Below are 17,635 nucleotides of genomic sequence, written 5' to 3'. Positions count from 1 at the left end.
CCCTACAAAAGAACAGGAAGAATCGTTCTTCCAGCATTTCGGCGCATGCAGGTTCGTCTATAATTGGGCTTTAGAAAACAAAATCAGGTCATACGAACAGGGCGGAAAAGCAATATCAAGATTCTCTCTTAATAAAATGTTAACCGGACTAAAAGAGGAACATGGGTGGCTAAAGGACGTAAATTCTCAATCATTACAGGGTGCTACTCTTGATCTTGAAAATGCATATACTAAGTTCTTCAGAGAGAAAACGGGATTTCCAAATTTCAAGTCAAGGAAGAATCCGGTGCAATCGTTTTCAGTACCTCAGTTCTATGACATGGACTTTGAGAACAATAAAGTAAAACTCCCAAAGATAGGATGGGTAAAAACAAAACTACATCGCAAGTATTGCGGAGATGGAAAAACAGCTACGGTATCCAGAACCCCGACCGGAAAATACTATATCAGTATTCTTGTAGACGATGGACTGGAAGCGCCCCCGGTAGCATTGTTCGATGAAAAAACAACAGTGGGGGTAGATGTAGGTATCAAGGACTTTGCAGTTCTTTCCAATGGAGAGAGAATTGAAAACCCAAAGTACCTTAAAACATCTATACCGCGCCTTGTAGTCTTGCAAAAGAGATTAAGCAGGAAGCAGAAGGGTTCAAAGAACAGGGCAAAAGCCAGATTTGCAGTATCAAAGGCACATGAAAGAATCAGCAACCAGAGAAATGATTTTCAACACAGGTTATCCTCTAAGCTCATAAGCGAGAACCAAGCGGTAGCACTGGAAACTTTAAACGTTAGCGGTATGTTGAAAAACCATTGTCTTGCACAAAGCATAGCAGATGCTTCATGGAGTTCGTTTGTAACCATGCTGGAATATAAGGCAAAATGGCTTGGAAAAACAATACTCCGCATAGGACGATTTGAGCCATCAACTAAAATCTGTAATGTGTGCGGATTCCACAACCGAAAATTAACACTTGCAGATAGGGAATGGCAGTGTCCAGAATGCAAAACCAAGCACGACAGAGATATTAATGCCGCTATTAATATCAAAAAGTTTGCTTTAGATAAGCAAAATCAAATCGGAATGTAACACCGTAGGAACTACGGGAAGAGCCTGTGGACTTGTCCTCAAAAGAGGAAAGAATGAAGCAGGAAGCCACCCTATTCATAGGGTGGTAGTTCACTCGGCCTGATAACTCTTTTCAAGAAGGACAAAGATGAAGGCAAAGGCTCCTATGAATTGAAAAGCCCCTTCATGTCGGGATTCTGGCTGATCCTTGTTGCAGAGATGGGCGATAAAACACAGCTCGCAGCAGCCCTGTTTGCAACACAGTACAACCCTTTGCTTGTATTTGTCGGAGTGATGCTGGCATTGTTCATCCTGTCCGTCATGGCTGTGTATCTTGGGAAGATAATAATGGATAAAGTGGACAAAAGGACCATTTCCACGATTGCGGGAATCATGTTCATCCTTATAGGTGCTTCGTTCTTCCTTTAACAGAAAACACGAGGTTAACCTTTTTTAATAGTTGAACAAGGTTAATAAACCATTAAAATCTATTCTTCACAGGGAGGTTTTAACATAGTCATAATAATGAAATGCATGGACCTTGGATTCAACGATGACTTCATCGTTATTGATAATGATGCGGAAACGGTCAAGGAAAAGATGTTCCAGCACATAATGGATAAACATAAAAAAGAGTACGACCTGCTTTCTGATTTCCACCAGGATGAGATCAAAAGCAAGATGGATTTCCTTATAAGGCGTGGCTGCGGCTGTGGTGTCCTGAAGCTCTAAGTTAAGTTACCTGTTATCAGTCTCCTTCCTTTTTTGGCGTACCAATACATAAAGCCCTGCTATCACAAGTGGTAGGAATATGCCAATGATTATGCTCCAGTAGCTTGCTTTTATATCGCTCATGTTCCTTGAGTGAATATAACCTGATATTGGATGGGAGATGATGAACATGTCAGCAGTCAGGAGAAGGAAAAGTGCAGTAAGCAGGATAGCTCCCATTATAAGGTATCTGTTATATCGCAATACACCACCAGTTATAAAGTAAAATCTACTTAGCAATAAACTTTCCTAAATTGACACGTTCATTACTTTATCTGGCTAAAGTTTATTGGATGTTTTATACGGGATGAGGGGTGAATTTAGGTGAGAGAGATACTTATATATACCTTAACTTGAGTCATTCTCATTCCAGTGAGAGAGGAAGGACGGCCGCCGGGCCTTTGGCCTGAGGAAAGTCTCCCCACCATCTAAACACACGAGTGCCTGTAAAGGGCACCAGGCGAGAGTCCGGGCAGTTGCAATGCAACTCATGCAGATCCTGCATGCTGGCACAGAAACGATACCGCACCATGTTAATGCTGTGATGCCGGAAGGTTGAGGTCGCATGAATGCGGATGGAACGGCGAATCCTCGTGGGTGCAAGTCGGGAGGGGTAAATGGGTGTTTAGCCCATCCCTCGGTATATGACGCTTAGCCGAATGCCGTCAATGCAGCTTGCAAGAGCGCATTATCCTGCCAGGCGGGATAATGTATTGCATCAACAGAAGGGAGCTTATTCTCCTCACTCACATCCTTATTTCTTTTTCACAACTGGGCTGGTCCCAACGATATTTTTTCTTTTCAGGAGCCATGCGGGTTTAAAATTGAGAATGAGCCATTTCATGTACTGTTTGTAACCGGTCCTGAATGAGACCACGTCAAGGAATCTGTCAACGACTTTGGGTTCCTGTGTAAAAATGCTGAAAGCCTTCTCAGGGAAGCGGTGCATGATACTGGCAAAATATAGGGAGTATTTCAGATGTTCTCCAAATTCTGAATAACATCTGTCCTCATACTTTTTCAGATGTTCCGGATGAAGGCTGGAATCCAGGGCTTCTGCAATGATTTCTGTTGCTATCTGTCCTGATCTGATGGCATAGGCAAGCCCTTCTCCTGTGAATGCATCTACAAATCCGGCAGCATCGCCAACCAGCATTATCCTGCCTCTGACCAGGGTCCTTTTGTAGCCTCCACATGGAATTACATGTCCATTAAGTTTATAGTTCCCGTTGAAATTGTTCTCCTGCAGATATTGTTGAATTGTACTTCTGGGATCTGGCAGCAGATTTGCAAGACCGCCGGTACCAACCGAATAGTAGCCGTCATGCGGGAATATCCAGCCGTATCCCATTCCGGCAACCCCGAAACGCAGCTCTACGGCGTCTTTTATATAGCTGTCAATTGTCCCGTTATTTTCCGGCACCTCTGCAACCATGCATATCCCATATTCTTTTTTATTGTCCTTCCTGCGAACCTGGTGCTTTAGCATCCCCTGGGAGCCTGTTGCCAGAATAAGAAATCTGGAAATATAGGTTGATTCCTTTGTTTTGACTGTAACATGGTCATCTTCATCTAAGACATCAATGACCTTCTTTCCAGTGATGTCCTCTATACCTGTTTCCCTTGCTTTTTCAAGAAAGAAGTTGTCAAGCTTGCTGCGGGTGACTATGGCAGAGAGGCGATGATCCTTTGAACGTTCAATGACCTGGTCCCTGAAACAGATCCTGGCTCCGAATACTTCCTTTTCAATGATCTCCTCGGGAACTTCAAAGTCCAGAAAGGACATGGCATGCTCAGAAAGTGCACCTCCGCATGGCTTATACCGCGGGAATGACTCCTTCTCTATCAATAGTGTCTTCAACCCCATTTTTCCTGCAATTCTCCCCGCAGCTGTGCCTGCGGGACCCCCTCCCACGATGATAAGGTCAAACATCCTGATCTCTTCACATTATCAATTATCGGCCTTGCCGGAAAACATTTCCAGAACCTGCAGGACCCTCCAGTATTCTACTTCTGTATTAAAGCATCCGTCATTGGACATGGGAATGCCATAGGTAACAATATTCTTTCCTTTCAAGCCCATCATCACCTTATTTAACTCATAGTCGCAGGCTATCAGGAGAGCACCCTCATATCTTTCCTCTTTGATAACATGTTTTACAAACGAAGATCCTGTTACTATATATAGCCTGTATCCATACCTGGCAGCATCTTCCTTTAATCTGGAAAAAACACATTTTCCGCAGGATACACATTCTATCCCGGTTCTTGTGGAGGGCGCAGGACATTCAAGAAAGCGCATGCAATGGGGTGCGATGATCATGCGTTTTCCAGTTCTTTCAAAAGCGCTCTGGTTAGCAATATTCTTTAGGGATACCATCCACTTATCAAGAATCCTTGTATCCGATAGCTTGAAGAAGAAGAATTTCAGGGGAAGATAGAAAAAATCAAGCACCTCTGCAAAGAAACCTGCAAGCCATACATGTCTGTTAAGGCTTATCCTGCTGACCGCAAGGGCAATGCCTGCCAGAAGCACCGATAGGATAATCAGAATTGTTATTATCTCACCAAGAAGCCTATACATTGCATTCCTCCATCTTCCTGATAACTTCCTCAACATCAACTTTTGTATCGAAACACCCGTCGCGAACCAAGGATATTCCCTGTACTACCATAAAAGGTGAAGCTCCCTGCATTGACTCCGATAGTTCAGGATAACAGGCTACTCCTATGCAGCTGTCAGGCCGCTGGGTTTTGATGATTTTCTTTACAAAGCTACCTCCTGGTATCACATACACTTCGAAATGGTGTTTCAATGCAGCTTTACAGATAATGCCTATATCACATAGGCCACACATCTTGCATTCGTACCCGATTATAGGGTCACAGCGGGCTTTGCATTTGGGATGGCGCATACACTGGGGGAGGAATATGACACGTTTGCCTTTTGTATTTTTGAATTTTTCAAGCATCACAGCGTTGCGCACCTCGACCAGTATCTCATCAACAAGCGTTTCCTTAATTTTGAAAACGCGGCAGATTATCTTGGCCGGGCCATAGAACATGTAAAGTATGAAAAGGATGAAATTCGGAAAGAGTATCCTATGCTTTCTGAAGCTGTAAGCTCCCAGCAGAAGTGCCAACATTATGCCAGCTATTGCAAGCAATGCAATGGCAATAAATATCTTTCCGAGGATTTCGTAGGGTATTTCCATATGTAAACAAAATGGAGAAAATGATTATATTTAGGTTATCCTCATTAAGTCGCAATAAAAAAGGAAGAGTGAATAAATCACTCTTTAGGTGCGTCGCTAAGGTCTATTCCCATTGCTTCTGCAACAAGGACTACAACGTCCTCAACTTCAAGCTGCTTTGCACCAAGTGCGTCCCTGCCGTCGCTGAGGTTCCTCTTACAGAACGGGCAGGCGCTTGACAACAGATCTGCTTCGGTTTCAAGAGCATCTTCAACCCTTGTCTTTGCAACGCCCATTGCAAGGTCAGGAACACCGGCCTTTACTCCGCCTCCTGCTCCACAGCAGCGCTGGTTCTCTTCAATCCTTTCCATCTCAATGAACTCGATGCCTGGTATGCTCTTGAGCACAGCTCTTGGCGGCTCGAATACGCCTACGTGGCGTCCCAGGTGGCATGGATCGTGGTATGTTACCTTCTTATCGATGGACTTCTCCCACTTGATATCTCCCTTCTCTATGAGGTCCTGAAGGAACTGTGTGATGTGGACCACCTTGAACGGAAGTTTCTTGCCAGTGAGCCTTGGCCAGTCTATCAGGGAAGCCCTGTAGCATCCTGCACAGGCATATAGCACTGTCTTGGCGCCCTTGGCTTTGATATTATCTATGTTCTTCTGGGCGTTCACCTTTGCTGTGTCGTTGATGAAGTACTGTCCGGTCCTGATAAGTGCTGAACCGCAGCAAATCTCATCTTCTCCAAGCATTGTGAACTTGATACCAAGCTTGTTAAGCACGCGTGCTGTTGCTAGGGCAAGTTTCCTTTGCTTGAGCTCTGCAGTGCATCCTCCAAAGTAGAGTACCTCGGCTTTGTCCTCGACCTTTATGTCCTTGGGGAACCAGTTAACCCTGTCGGCATTGTTTGCCATGTATGGGTTCTTGTACTCTGCGATGAGCTTGATGAACATTCCTTGTTTACCGTATGGGCCGTTGCCACGCTTTACAAGGTTTGCACGCATTGACTCCCAGAGTTCAACGGTATTGATTGCGGATTCACATACTGTTGCACACATTCCGCAGGTTGTGCATTTGTAGACGTCATCCTTGAACTTCTCGATGTCTTCCTCTGGTATCTCTTTTGGTCCGAAGAGCCTTGCACGAAGTCCGTAGGACTTGTTCATGAATTCTCTCCATCTGAGGATCTTGTCCCTTGGTGCAAGCCCGGGGTCCTGTGCTGATGCATCGTATGTAGGGCACCAGTTCACACATTCTCCGCATCGGCTGCAGGAGTCAAGTTCCATTATCTGGACGGCTGTTAAGTTCTGTGTATTAACTGAAGGTTCGCGCTTTGCCATTGTTTATTCTCCTCCTTTGTTCGCAAGGAGTGCAAGCGGTATTGCAATCATGTGTATGTATTTGCTGAATGGTATATATGCGATACAGAACAGCAATGATATTACTACATGGAAAAGTGCTGTTGGTGGTGCCAGAGATGGATCGAGGCCGAATCCCCATAGTCTTTCAGTCCTTATCCCGTCGGCAATGAATCCGGTCACTGTAATGGCTGTAAGGCCGATCAGTAGAATGGAGTCGTAAGCAATGGTTGCTTCCCTCATCTTGGCAATGAACAGTCTTCTGTATATCGCTATTATAATACCTGTGAGCAGTATGTAGCTGAAGATGTCGTTTGGAACTGCGAGCATGTCTCTAAGTAGTGTCGGGACTAAGAAATCTGGAAGATCATGGATTCCCATTGCCTCTGCAGATATATATACCATTTCAACTGCGAACATAGCAAGTGAGAGCACAAATAGTGCCATCCATCCAAAGAAGATGGTGAAGTGCATGAACCATCTGAGAGGGCTTCTTCTCAGTATCCTTCTCTGGAATAGAATGTCAAGGACAAAGGTTTCCAGGACGGACTGATTATGCACATGTGCATGTTCGCTCATCTGCTGGGCAAGCATTCTGGGGAACGCGAAGATGCTGCCCGATGGTTCTTTCCCGTAACCTGTGGAACCCATGCCCCATTTTTTCAGATTTATATACATTCCTACAAGAAAAATGCCGATTGCCAGGTTAGCCAATATCATTACCGTTATAAAATTAATCCTAAAGATCTCGCCGTTTATGAGCAGACCTGAATAATACTCTAATACCATTCAATTTTCTCCTGATGTCAATATAAGATTATAAATGTTACAAGAACTGAGACCATTTTTTACTTATAAGTAACCGGTTTGGTTTGCATGAGTGTGGTAACGATATTATTTAAAGATTTGCATTAAAAATATATGCAGCAGGCGGCTGGGTCTTCAAAAAGGATTTTGAGTACGGGCATTCTTAAGCCACTTTGCTTTCCTGTTCGATTACACTTATATGTGGGCAGCACTATAAGAAATCTAAACCGGATACAGTTGTAAAATATGTCAATTGATATCAAAGTAGTACTTGTGGAACCCCTCTATCAGGGAAATGTCGGCTCTGTAGCCCGTGCGATGAAGAATTTCGGTTTTTCTGAACTTGTACTTGTAAATCCGTGTAAGCTGGAAGTCGAATCAAGGGCCATGTCTTCCCATGCATGGGATCTGCTTCAGAGCGCCCCGATAGTTAACTCACTGGAGGAAGCGGTGAATGATGCAAGCATTGTCATAGGAACAACCGGCATTGCTGGTGTGGCGTTTGACCTTCATCTGAGGGTCCCTGCGTATTCACCCCGTGAGATAAAGGCTCGCCTGTCAGGTTCCAGAGGAACTGTGGCTGTGCTTTTTGGCAGGGAGGATCACGGCTTCAGCAGGGAAGAATTAAAGATGTGTGACATGATAATGACCATTCCTACATCTGATGTATACCCTGTGATGAACATGTCACATGCAGTCGCAGTCATCCTCTACGAACTGAGCGATATCGAGGCGGGGGAGAACGGGCTTGCTGAAGCTTCTGACATTCATCTATTATATGAGCATCTTTTTGAGCTTCTTGATGACATTAAATACCCTGTGCATAAAAAAGAAAAGACCAAACTCATGCTGAAGAGGATATTTGGCAGAGCAGTCCTGCTAGAGCGGGAAGTTCAGACCTTAAGAGGTGTGCTGAGGCGTATTCAGCGCAACCTTCCCAAAACGAAGGATACTGAATAATGCTTCGAAATATTCATATTACTTCAAGTACATCTTGCATCGACTTGATTTATAAACCTTATATATTTGTGTAAAACATGACTGAAGGTAAGTGGGACGAAAAGTTCAGGACTTTTCTAAAAAAATATTATTGGGATAGCATTCTCCAGCTTGCAAATGATTATCCTGACCAGCGCAGCATTTATGTTGATTTTTCCGACCTTGAGATATTTGACAGGGAACTCGCGGACGAACTGCTTCTGCGCCCGGACGAAGTTACTCCCTGTGCAGATAGCGCACTCCTGAACATCGATCTTCCAATCGAGAAGTCACTGGACAATGCAAAGGTCCGCTTCATCAGGATACCGAACAAGGTTCCCAACAGGGATCTCAGAAGCAAACACTTGCTCCAACTCGTTGCAATTGAGGGCATGATCCGTAAGGCAACGGAGGTCCGCCCCAAAATAGTCAGTGCAGCTTTCAAGTGTATGCGGTGTGAGCACGTCACCAGGATCCCGCAGACAGAATTGAAGTTTGTGGAACCTCTTGAATGTGAGAATGACACATGTGGCAGGAAAGGCCCATTTAAGCTCGACATAAATGAATCTGTTTTTATCGATGCACAGAAACTGCAGGTCCAGGAATCTCCTGAGAATCTCAGGGGAGGCACGCAGCCTCAGAGCCTGGACGTGGATGTGGAGGATGACCTTGCAGGGATCGTCAAACCAGGGGACCGTGTTATCATCAATGGCGTGCTCCGCTCCCACCAACGGACAACAAGAGAGGGGAAATCTCCTTTTTATGACCTGGTGTTACATGCAAATTCACTGGAATATATGGACCAGGAGTTCGATGAGCTGGAAATAACGCCTGAAGAGGAAGAGCAGATCCGGGCATTAAGCCGCAATCCTGAAATATATGAAAAGATCATTAAATCGATAGCTCCTTCTATTTACGGTTATGAAGATGTGAAGGAAGCTCTTTCACTGCAGCTCTTTTCAGGTGTGGCAAAGCACCTTCCCGATGGCTCCAGGGTGCGCGGTGACATTCACATGCTGTTCGTGGGTGATCCGGGTGTTGCAAAAAGTCAGATGCTTCGCTATATGGTGAAACTCGCTCCCAGGGGTGTCTTTGCATCCGGTAAGAGCGCATCTTCAAGCGGTCTGACTGCAGCAGCTGTCAAGGACGATCTGGGTGACGGCCGATGGACACTTGAAGCCGGAGCCCTTGTAATGGCTGACATGGGTATCGCTGCAATTGATGAAATGGACAAGATGAGCACTGAGGATAAGAGTGCCTTACACGAAGCCATGGAGCAGCAAACCATAAGTGTTGCAAAAGCCGGTATAATCGCAACACTCAAATCCCGATGCGCATTGCTTGGTGCCGCAAACCCTAAATACGGGCGCTTTGACAAGTATGAGGGCATAGCCCAGCAGATAAATATGCCGCCTGCTCTTCTGTCCAGGTTTGACATGATATTCGTGCTCCTTGATACTCCTAACGAGGAGATGGACTCCAAGATCGCCAAACATATCCTTAAAGCACATTATGCTGGTGAGCTTTCAGAGCAGCGCAGAAACATTCCGTCAAGTAAGGTCACCCAGGAACTTGTCGATGAGCATATGGAAGTCGTGAAACCCGATATAGATCCTGAACTGATGCGCAAGTATGTTGCGTACTCCAGAAGGCACATCTATCCTATAATGGAAGAGGCTGCGCGTGAACATCTTGTCAAGTTCTATATGGATCTCCGTAAGATGGGTGAGGGCAAGGACTCCCCGGTTCCTATTACAGCGCGTCAGTTGGAAGCCCTTGTGAGGCTTGCAGAGGCACGTGCCAGAGTAAGGCTGAGCAATGTGGCTACCCTTGATGATGCAAAGAAAACCACCCGTATGGTCTATTCCTGCCTCAAGCAGGTAGGTGTTGACCCGGATACAGGTGCTCTGGACGTGGATGTTATCGCCTCGGGTACTAGCAAGAGCCAGAGGGATAAGATTAAAGTCATTAGGGAAATCATTAAAGCAGTGGGTGAAAGGCATTCCGGAGGGAAGGCACCTCTTGAGGAAGTCTTTGCTGAAGCCCAGGCTCAACAGATCGATAGGCAGCATGCAGAGGAGCTTATAGCTAAAATGAGGCGCTCCGGGGATCTGGTCACGCCTGATAACGATCATATAAAAGTAGTATAATTGATGTGGTTTGATGTATCTTAAGATTCACAGGGCTGGAGAAAGCTTTATTGTTGCAGTATGCGACGAGGAACTGCTTGGAAAGAACCTCAAAGAGGGAAATATCAGCGTGACAATATCCGAGGATTTCTATAAAGGGGATCAAGTCTCGGAAGAAGATGTAGTAGGGATCATCTCCAAAGCAGGTAATCTTAATCTCTTTGGTGAGAAGGCTGTATCCTGCGCTATAAAGTGTGGTATTGTGGATCCCTCTTCTGTAAGGATTATTGATGGTGTGGCACATGCCCAAGTATTTAGAGCATAGACTGCGGTGAGGTTTGTTTTATGAGCGAAGGTGAGAACCAGAATGACAGTAATACATCTTTCAGGACTTATGAAAGGAATGAGCTCCTTAATAAGGTGATTGATAAGCATAGAAGGCTTTTAGATGAGTATAGTGTGCAGTTCAGTGAAATCAATGGCAAAGTTCGTTCACTGAATGAACAGATTTCCTCCTCTAAAGAGAAGAAGGAGTACGTTGCTACCCGGACAGAAGTTCTGACTGAAAAAAGGCAATTATTCTATCACCAGGCTGAGAAATTGCTTGATGAATTAATCTCAGCACATGAAAGTGATGTGGCCGTCCAAAAGGATTTGAGGAGTGTAGCTGAGGAATTCCCTAAAGTGAAAAGTGCGCTATCACCCGAGGATGAGGGAAAGCTGGTCAGTTCTATTTTAGCTAATATCTCTGTCATATCTTCAAAGCTTCCTAAAGCCCAGGGATCCATAGATTCTTTCAGGGCAAGGATGCACGACGCGGTGGCTGCGAATACTGAACTTTCCTCCCTGAAATATCCTGAAGAGGACTTCGATAAGGCTCAGGCAGACATTGAAAAAGAGCTGGGTGAACTAAATCTCAAATACAAATGGCTTGAGAACCGTATAAGCAGTCACAAGGAGGCTCTTTCCTACTGGGAAAAGATATCTGCAAGCCCGGCAGAAGAATCAGAGGTGAAAGCATGACTGACGTTTCAACAATGACGGAAAAGGAGCTTAAGAACAAGGCTGATGAGCTCCGTACCGAGCTAAGCCATCTTGACCGTGAATTAAAATCCATTTATAAGCAGTTAAAGCTTCATCGTACCAACATGGATGACACGAAGGCCAGGCGTGATGAACTCAATTCCCGGGTAAAGGGCCTGGTGGCAAAAGCCCGCGACGCAAAATCAAAGAGAGATTCTTTAAACGCACGGATCTCCTCGCTCAAATCCTCAAGGAATGAAGTAGATGATAAAAAACGCCAGTGTTCGGGTGAGATCTCAGACCTTAAGAACAGGCGCGACAGCCTGAACAATCTCTCCAAGGGCAGTGTAGAAACCCTTTCAAAGGCGTATTTCGCAGATATTGATACCTTCTTGAATGCGGATATTCCTCTGAAACATGAAATTGACCTTTTCGAGAGGCTTGTCCTTATGAAAGACCGCCTTGATGCAGCTTTTGATGCAAATGAGGTTCATAAGAAGCTTGTGGAAGCTTACGAAAGTTCAAAGGATGTCTTTGCTTCCGGGGAAGACCTTGGAGGGGAGATACACCAACTAGCAGAGCAATCACAGAAATATCACCTTGAGATGATCGATCTATACAAGCAGGTGGATGAGCTGCGCAAGCAAGCTGACCTTGCACACTCAGAGATATCCTCAAAGATAGCTGTCACTGCTCCTCTGAGGGAGAGGATTGACCCTATCAAGGCAAAGATGGCATTACTCAGAGACGAGCTTGGCATTTATCTGGGGAAACTGGAAGATATACACCTTGAAAAAGATGAGAAAAAGCAGGAAGAACATCTGGTCGTGGCAAAGGAAAAACTTGATAAGAATGCAAGAATGAGCCTTCAAGACCTTAAAGTTCTCCTGGAGAAGGGCAATCTCAAGTTCTAAGCTTAAGCTTTTCTCACTATTTTTATTATTTATTCTTTTTGACAGGGGAGCAATACCCAGCCAGTCCCGACAGCATAATTCCGGCAAGCGCCCACACAATACCAAATCCTGGTATGGAAAAACCATCCCCCTCTTCGTCTGATGCCCGGGACTCCTCTTCTCCGGATTGCCCGCCCTGTCCGTTATCCTGAGTTTCAGGTGCAGGAAGTTGTGGATCAAGATACTGGTAAACAGGCATGAATGTGACCAGTTCGCCTGTGGGGCTTGAATAAATGGTATCCACTGTAATGTTCAGGATTTCTGAGTCACGGGAATAAACCAGCATGTCCTTCTCACGGAATATCCCTTCGCGTATAATGTTTTCATTTAGTGAGAGTTCCAGCCAGGCCTCATTGGTTCCCTGATTGACACTTTTTACGGTAAGTACATATCCCTGTTCAAATGTCCACGATTCCCCTGTCGTAAGGAATATCCCTGTACCGTCCATAAGCACAGTATCCTGTATTCCTGATGCGACGGATAAGAATAAGCCGCATAGCAGGAGCAAAGTTATCAGGAGTTTTGTTTCTGAGGATCCTCTGTGCATAGGCCAAACTCACCAAAAGCTCATGTTTTTACATACCTGCAGCGTCCGGCAATCACTTCTTCCTTTGCATTGCTTTTTGTTTTGACAAGCAGTGCTCCCTTTTCAGTAATGCCCACTGCCTTTCCTTCAATGATCTTCATGGGGGTGGTGACCGTTACTTCCTTCCCGATAGTGTCAGAAAGGGATATCCATTCACTGACAATGTTTGAGAACTGCTGGGTCTTGAACTTAATGTACTGCTGTTCGAGCTCATACAGTAGGTCTTTGATAAGTTCGATCCTGTTGACAGGTTTTCCAAGCTCTGCTTCAAGACTTGTAGAGCTTTCCTTAACCTCTTCCCTGAAATCCTTGAGTCTTACATTTGCGTTGATGCCTATTCCCAGAACCAGGTAGTCCACCTTCTCTACTTCAGCATCCACTTCGGTAAGTATCCCACATACCTTTTTCCCGTTAATAAGTACGTCATTAGGCCATTTTATACGGGCATCAACTCCCAGCCTGCGCAGTGTCTTGGTGACAGCAAGGCCCGCCACCAGTGTGATCCTCGGGGCATATTCAAGGGGTATGGATGGCTTCAGGATGAGTGAGAACCAGATACCTCCCGGCGTGGATTGCCACTCGCTGCCCAGGCGACCCCGGCCTTTCTTCTGCGTCTCCGCAATAACTATGGTTCCTTCAGGATATCTGGCTGCGATATCCTTTGCGATGCTGTTCGTGGACTCGACCTCGTCGTAATAAAGTATCTCTTTTCCGAAAAGACCTGTCTCAAGCCCTATCTTGATCTGCTCCGGATAAAGCATGTCAGGAGTGGATAGGAGTGTATATCCTATCTTTGGAGAGGACTGGATATCGTATCCTTCTTTTTTTATGTCCCTGACATACTTCCAGACCATTGCCCTTGTGATCCCGAGTTTCGCCCCTATTTCCTGCCCCGACACTGCCTTATTTCCTGCAGCTTTAAGTATCCTGATTATTTCGGTTTTGTTGTCATTCACAGATACTCACCAGTGAATATTTGTTCCCTATTGTATATTATACTCACAGGTTTAATTATTTTGTCTGCTTTTGGGCATTGCTCATATATGAGCCGACTGCTGCAGTGATGGCTGCAATTTTCTGCTCCTTGTTCTCAAGTGCAGATGCCAGTGTTGCTCCCTTTGCAGAGTCTTCAATAACTACCCTTTTAACATCCTCAATGATCTTGTGATCGTCAATGAAGTGAGTTGTAAGCCTGCCTTCCCGGAACGCCGGGTTGCGCAGTACAGCCTTATGGAAGGGAATGTTTGTGGTCACGCCGACAACCACATATTCATAGAGTGCCCGCTTCATACGGTCTATTGCCTCTTCCCGGGTCTGTCCCCATGCAGACAGTTTTGAGATCATGGAATCATAGTAAGGAGATATTGTATATCCCATGTGCACTCCGCTGTCCACGCGTATCCCCGGACCTCCTGCAGAGCGATATCTCTTAATCTTGCCGGGTGAAGGGGCGAAGTCGTTAAGCGGATCCTCAGCATTGATGCGGCATTCAATGGCCCATCCATGTATGGTTATGTCTTCCTGCTTAAACGCCAGTTTCTCTCCGCACGCAATGCGCAGTTGCTGCTTCGCAAGATCGATACCTGTTATCATCTCAGTTATGGTGTGCTCTACCTGTAACCTAGTATTCATTTCCAGGAAATAGAAGTTGCCTTTGGAGTAGAGGAACTCGACTGTTCCTGCATTCTCATAACCTATGGCCTTTGCAGCCTTGACGGCAGTCTCTCCCATCTGTTTGCGCAGCTCAGGTGTCATTACAGGAGAAGGGGCTTCTTCTATGAGTTTCTGGTGCCTGCGCTGTATGGAGCATTCCCTTTCCATCGCATAAACAGCATTCCCATATTTATCAGCAAGTATCTGGAACTCTATGTGCCGTGGCTCTTCGACGTATTTCTCGATAAAAACAGTCGGGTCTCCGAAGGCTGATGCGGCCACGGACTGGATGGAATGCAGTGAGTTCTTGAATCCTTCCTTTGAATGAACTATCTTCATCCCGATCCCACCGCCTCCGGCTGATGCCTTGATGATCACAGGATAACCTATGGAGCTAGCTATCTCGATAGCTTCTTCTTCGCTGGCGACTGCCTTGTTTGTTCCGGGAACTACGGGGACACCGGCTTTGACCATGGCATTCCTTGCCGCTATCTTGCTTCCCATCTGCTCTATGGCGTGGCTGGGAGGGCCAATAAAAATAATGCCTGCGTTTTCACATTTTTTTGCAAACACACTGTTCTCTGAAAGGAAACCGTATCCCGGATGAATTCCATCTGCCCCGCATTCCAGGGCTACTTCAATTATCCTGTCCATGTTCAGGTAACTCTGGCTTGAAGGTGCAGGACCGATATAATATGCTTCATCTGCATACATTGCAAAAAGGGCATTCTTATCGGCTTCTGAGTATACTGCTACGGTTGCGACTCCCAGTTCCCTGCAGGCACGCATGGCCCTGATGGCTATTTCGCCACGGTTTGCGACAAGTACTTTCTTGAACATTTACAGATCTCCGTTAATCTATGCACAGAAGGACGTGTCCGGAGCTTACAGCATCACCCTCTGCGATGAATATCTCCTTGACAACGCCACCATGAGGAGCATGTATGGCATTTTCCATTTTCATGGCTTCTATCACACATACGATATCCCCTTCGCAGATGCTGTCTCCGACCTCTACTTTCACGGACAGCACCATCCCCTGCATATGGCTGGTGACAGCTCCGGGTGTTGAGGCAGCATCAGGCCTGGATTTACCCTGTGCTTCTGAAACAGTGACAGACCCTCCTACAGGGTTAACCTTTACGTTGAACACTTCTCCGTCCACTTCGACCTTGAATTCGGTCGGTATGGAGGCCATGTTGGCAGCGGAAGCAGATGGTTGCTTCTCTACCTTTACAGGTACAAGTTCCTCTTCTTTTGCTTCTCCCTTGAGGAACGCCGGGGCTATTGCAGGGTAGAGGATGTAGGTCAGTATGTCCTCTTCTTTCTTTATTAGCCCCATCTTCTCAGCTTCTGCCTTCATCTTCTCGTATTCAGGCTCAAGAAGGTCGGCCGGTCTGCATGAAATGGGCTCTTCGTTACCGATTATCTTTCCGACTATCGCATCATCTATCTTCTGTGGTGGCCTTCCGTAGAGTCCGCGTACATAATCCTTTACCTCTTTAGGAATTACTTTATATCTTTCCCCCATCAGGACGTTAAGTACCGCCTGTGTGCCTACTATCTGACTGGTCGGTGTCACAAGAGGCGGGTACCCAAGGTCGGCTCTCACTCTTGGCATCTCTGCAAGCACATCCTTGTACTTGTCCAGTGCATTCTGTTCCTGTAGCTGGGATACAAGGTTTGAGAGCATGCCGCCCGGAATCTGGTAGAGCAGGACATTAGTGTCTATCTGTTCAGATATAGGGTTAAGGATGCACCTGTATTCTTCTTTCATTTCCCTGAAGTAAGCAGAGATCTCTGAGATAAGCTCCAGGTCCAGGCCTGTTGCGCGCCTGCTTTCGGCAAGTGCAGCAATGATGGATTCGGTTGGAGGCTGTGAGGTTCCCCATGCAAACGGAGACAGTGCAGTATCAAGAATGTCGACGCCAGCCCTGCAGGCTGCCATATAACTCATCGGAGCCATGCCTGAAGTACAATGGCTGTGGAGGTCTATTGGCAGGTTGACCGCGGACTTGAGTGCCTTCACAAGGTTATATGCCTGTTGCGGAGATATGAGGCCAGCCATGTCCTTTATGCAGATGGAATCACATTCAAGTTCTGCAAGTCCTGTTGCAAGCTCCACGTATTTATCAATGGTATGTACCGGACTGATGGTGTAACATATGGTACCCTGAACATGTGCGCCTTCCTTCTTGGCGACAGTGATGGCCTTTTCCATGTTGCGGATGTCGTTCACGGCATCAAATATCCTGAAGATATCTATGCCGTTCTCATAGGCTTTCTGCACGAACTTCTCTACAACATCATCCGAGTAATGCCTGTAGCCTACAAGGTTCTGCCCGCGCAGAAGCATCTGGGCGGGTGTGTTCTTCATATGCTTTTTCAGCTCTCTCAATCGCTCCCAGGGATCTTCATTAAGATATCTGATGGAGGTGTCAAATGTTGCACCGCCCCACATCTCAAGTGAAAAGTATCCAACTTCGTCCAGTTTGTCAACGATTGGCAGCATGCTGCGGGTGCGCATGCGAGTTGCTATGAGAGACTGATGCGCATCTCGAAGAATGGTTTCTGTGATTTTGACTTTCATGGAAATCCTCCGGGAACCCCTTCATATCAGTGCGAACACTATTATTTATGGAGTCATTTGGTACCTGGTCTCAGGTGAATTTCTATCTTATATATCACGTTCTTTTATGTAGTTTATGGTGAGCGCTTATATATTGATATATTGGCTTTGTAGGGATTTTAACAATGTTGTCATTATTGGATGAGATGGGCTAATGCTAGTACTACTCATCTATATATCAAAATCTTGCAAGTGTCATACTGCTCTATTATCCAACAGTCTCTATAATACTTTTTTGAATAAAGTTACGATGCGCATTCCCCCGTCTTCAGACGGGGGTTAGCATCGTCCCTGCAAAGGCATTACTCCAGTAACCAATATTAATAAAAAAAGCATACACATATCAAACAAAAAAGAAGGATCTTTTTATGGTACGCAAGCCAAAGAATGCTGATAATCTTTATGGATACACTTACGAGATCTATCCAGATGATGAACAGATTATCCAGATCAACAAGACCTTTGGCTGTGTTCGTTTTATCTAT

19 protein-coding genes and 1 other RNA gene are annotated in these 17,635 nt (G+C 45.7%); 10 read left to right on the top strand and 10 right to left on the bottom strand.

What is annotated here, in order from left to right; translation table 11 throughout:
• The 3 genes from tnpB to Q8J68_RS11975 form a co-directional block, all read left to right on the top strand.
• Nucleotides 1–1,084 (top strand): IS200/IS605 family element RNA-guided endonuclease TnpB (gene tnpB / locus Q8J68_RS11985; protein WP_305311749.1); only part of this gene is annotated, 1,084 nt, incomplete at its 5' end.
• Between the two features lie 150 nt (nt 1,085–1,234).
• Complete coding sequence (locus Q8J68_RS11980; RefSeq protein ID WP_305311748.1) at nt 1,235–1,492, top strand: TMEM165/GDT1 family protein; 258 nt, start codon at nt 1,235–1,237, stop codon at nt 1,490–1,492.
• Between the two features lie 96 nt (nt 1,493–1,588).
• The gene (locus Q8J68_RS11975; RefSeq protein WP_305311747.1) at nt 1,589–1,795 is read left to right on the top strand and encodes a hypothetical protein; all 207 of its coding nucleotides are present in this window, start codon (nt 1,589–1,591) and stop codon (nt 1,793–1,795) included.
• A 6-nt stretch (nt 1,796–1,801) separates the two neighbouring features.
• On the opposite strand, the gene Q8J68_RS11970 is transcribed toward Q8J68_RS11975, so the two are convergent.
• A complete protein-coding gene (locus Q8J68_RS11970) occupies nt 1,802–2,038 on the bottom strand; it encodes a hypothetical protein (protein WP_305311746.1) in 237 nt (78 codons plus the stop codon).
• A 170-nt stretch (nt 2,039–2,208) separates the two neighbouring features.
• On the opposite strand from Q8J68_RS11970, the gene rnpB reads away from it, so the two are divergent.
• Nucleotides 2,209–2,582, top strand: an RNA gene (rnpB, locus tag Q8J68_RS11965) — RNase P RNA component.
• Nucleotides 2,583–2,588: 6 nt separating this feature from the next.
• On the opposite strand, the gene Q8J68_RS11960 is transcribed toward rnpB, so the two are convergent.
• From Q8J68_RS11960 to Q8J68_RS11940, 5 genes are all read right to left on the bottom strand, one after another.
• The gene (locus tag Q8J68_RS11960; RefSeq protein WP_305311745.1) at nt 2,589–3,767 is read right to left on the bottom strand and encodes a geranylgeranyl reductase family protein; all 1,179 of its coding nucleotides are present in this window, start codon (nt 3,765–3,767) and stop codon (nt 2,589–2,591) included.
• 18 nt (nt 3,768–3,785) lie between these two features.
• On the bottom strand, nt 3,786–4,418 hold the full coding sequence (locus Q8J68_RS11955) for a DUF116 domain-containing protein (protein ID WP_305311744.1): 633 nt from the start codon (nt 4,416–4,418) through the stop codon (nt 3,786–3,788).
• The gene (locus Q8J68_RS11950; protein ID WP_305311743.1) at nt 4,411–5,049 is read right to left on the bottom strand and encodes a DUF116 domain-containing protein; all 639 of its coding nucleotides are present in this window, start codon (nt 5,047–5,049) and stop codon (nt 4,411–4,413) included. The genes Q8J68_RS11955 and Q8J68_RS11950 overlap by 8 nt, the downstream gene beginning before the upstream one ends.
• A 77-nt stretch (nt 5,050–5,126) precedes the next feature.
• Nucleotides 5,127–6,374 carry a (Fe-S)-binding protein gene (locus Q8J68_RS11945; RefSeq protein WP_305311742.1) on the bottom strand — a complete coding sequence of 416 codons (1,248 nt, stop codon included), beginning with the start codon at nt 6,372–6,374 and terminating at the stop codon, nt 5,127–5,129.
• A 3-nt stretch (nt 6,375–6,377) separates the two neighbouring features.
• Entirely contained in the window at nt 6,378–7,181 is an 804-nt protein-coding gene (locus Q8J68_RS11940; RefSeq protein ID WP_305311741.1) for a disulfide reductase, read from the bottom strand.
• Nucleotides 7,182–7,445: 264 nt separating this feature from the next.
• Here Q8J68_RS11940 and Q8J68_RS11935 point away from each other — a divergent pair, with 264 nt between their 5' ends.
• The 5 genes from Q8J68_RS11935 to Q8J68_RS11915 all read left to right on the top strand — a co-directional run bounded on the left by Q8J68_RS11935 (nt 7,446) and on the right by Q8J68_RS11915 (nt 12,243).
• The gene (locus tag Q8J68_RS11935; RefSeq protein WP_305311740.1) at nt 7,446–8,159 is read left to right on the top strand and encodes an RNA methyltransferase; all 714 of its coding nucleotides are present in this window, start codon (nt 7,446–7,448) and stop codon (nt 8,157–8,159) included.
• Between the two features lie 77 nt (nt 8,160–8,236).
• Complete coding sequence (locus Q8J68_RS11930; protein WP_305311739.1) at nt 8,237–10,327, top strand: minichromosome maintenance protein MCM; 2,091 nt, start codon at nt 8,237–8,239, stop codon at nt 10,325–10,327.
• A 13-nt stretch (nt 10,328–10,340) separates the two neighbouring features.
• Nucleotides 10,341–10,631 carry a DUF424 domain-containing protein gene (locus Q8J68_RS11925; RefSeq protein ID WP_305311738.1) on the top strand — a complete coding sequence of 97 codons (291 nt, stop codon included), beginning with the start codon at nt 10,341–10,343 and terminating at the stop codon, nt 10,629–10,631.
• Nucleotides 10,632–10,651: 20 nt separating this feature from the next.
• Entirely contained in the window at nt 10,652–11,329 is a 678-nt protein-coding gene (locus tag Q8J68_RS11920; protein WP_305311737.1) for a hypothetical protein, read from the top strand.
• Nucleotides 11,326–12,243 carry a coiled-coil protein gene (locus Q8J68_RS11915; protein ID WP_305311736.1) on the top strand — a complete coding sequence of 306 codons (918 nt, stop codon included), beginning with the start codon at nt 11,326–11,328 and terminating at the stop codon, nt 12,241–12,243. The genes Q8J68_RS11920 and Q8J68_RS11915 overlap by 4 nt, the downstream gene beginning before the upstream one ends.
• Before the next feature lie 25 nt (nt 12,244–12,268).
• Here the strand turns inward: Q8J68_RS11915 and Q8J68_RS11910 are convergent, their stop codons facing one another.
• Genes Q8J68_RS11910 through oadA form a run of 4 tightly spaced genes read right to left on the bottom strand, consistent with a single transcriptional unit; the run spans nt 12,269 to nt 17,111 of the window.
• Nucleotides 12,269–12,829 (bottom strand): S-layer protein domain-containing protein, encoded by a 561-nt coding sequence (locus tag Q8J68_RS11910; protein WP_305311735.1) that lies wholly within the window; start codon nt 12,827–12,829, stop codon nt 12,269–12,271.
• A 20-nt stretch (nt 12,830–12,849) separates the two neighbouring features.
• Nucleotides 12,850–13,824: a biotin--[acetyl-CoA-carboxylase] ligase gene (locus Q8J68_RS11905; protein ID WP_305311734.1), complete on the bottom strand. Its 975-nt coding sequence runs from the start codon at nt 13,822–13,824 to the stop codon at nt 12,850–12,852.
• Nucleotides 13,825–13,879: 55 nt separating this feature from the next.
• The gene (locus tag Q8J68_RS11900) at nt 13,880–15,361 is read right to left on the bottom strand and encodes an acetyl-CoA carboxylase biotin carboxylase subunit (protein WP_305311733.1); all 1,482 of its coding nucleotides are present in this window, start codon (nt 15,359–15,361) and stop codon (nt 13,880–13,882) included.
• Between the two features lie 13 nt (nt 15,362–15,374).
• Entirely contained in the window at nt 15,375–17,111 is a 1,737-nt protein-coding gene (gene oadA / locus Q8J68_RS11895) for a sodium-extruding oxaloacetate decarboxylase subunit alpha (protein ID WP_305311732.1), read from the bottom strand.
• A gap of 407 nt (nt 17,112–17,518) precedes the next feature.
• Between oadA and Q8J68_RS15010 the strand changes: the two genes are divergently transcribed.
• A partial coding sequence (locus Q8J68_RS15010; RefSeq protein ID WP_370867605.1) for a helix-turn-helix domain-containing protein occupies nt 17,519–17,635 on the top strand: 117 nt, incomplete at its 3' end.

It is taken from the genome of Methanolobus sp., from assembly GCF_030682845.1.
Classification (GTDB): domain Archaea; phylum Halobacteriota; class Methanosarcinia; order Methanosarcinales; family Methanosarcinaceae; genus Methanolobus.
Note: the sequence above shows the minus strand (reverse complement) of the source record. Positions and strands in the feature narration are given on the sequence as shown.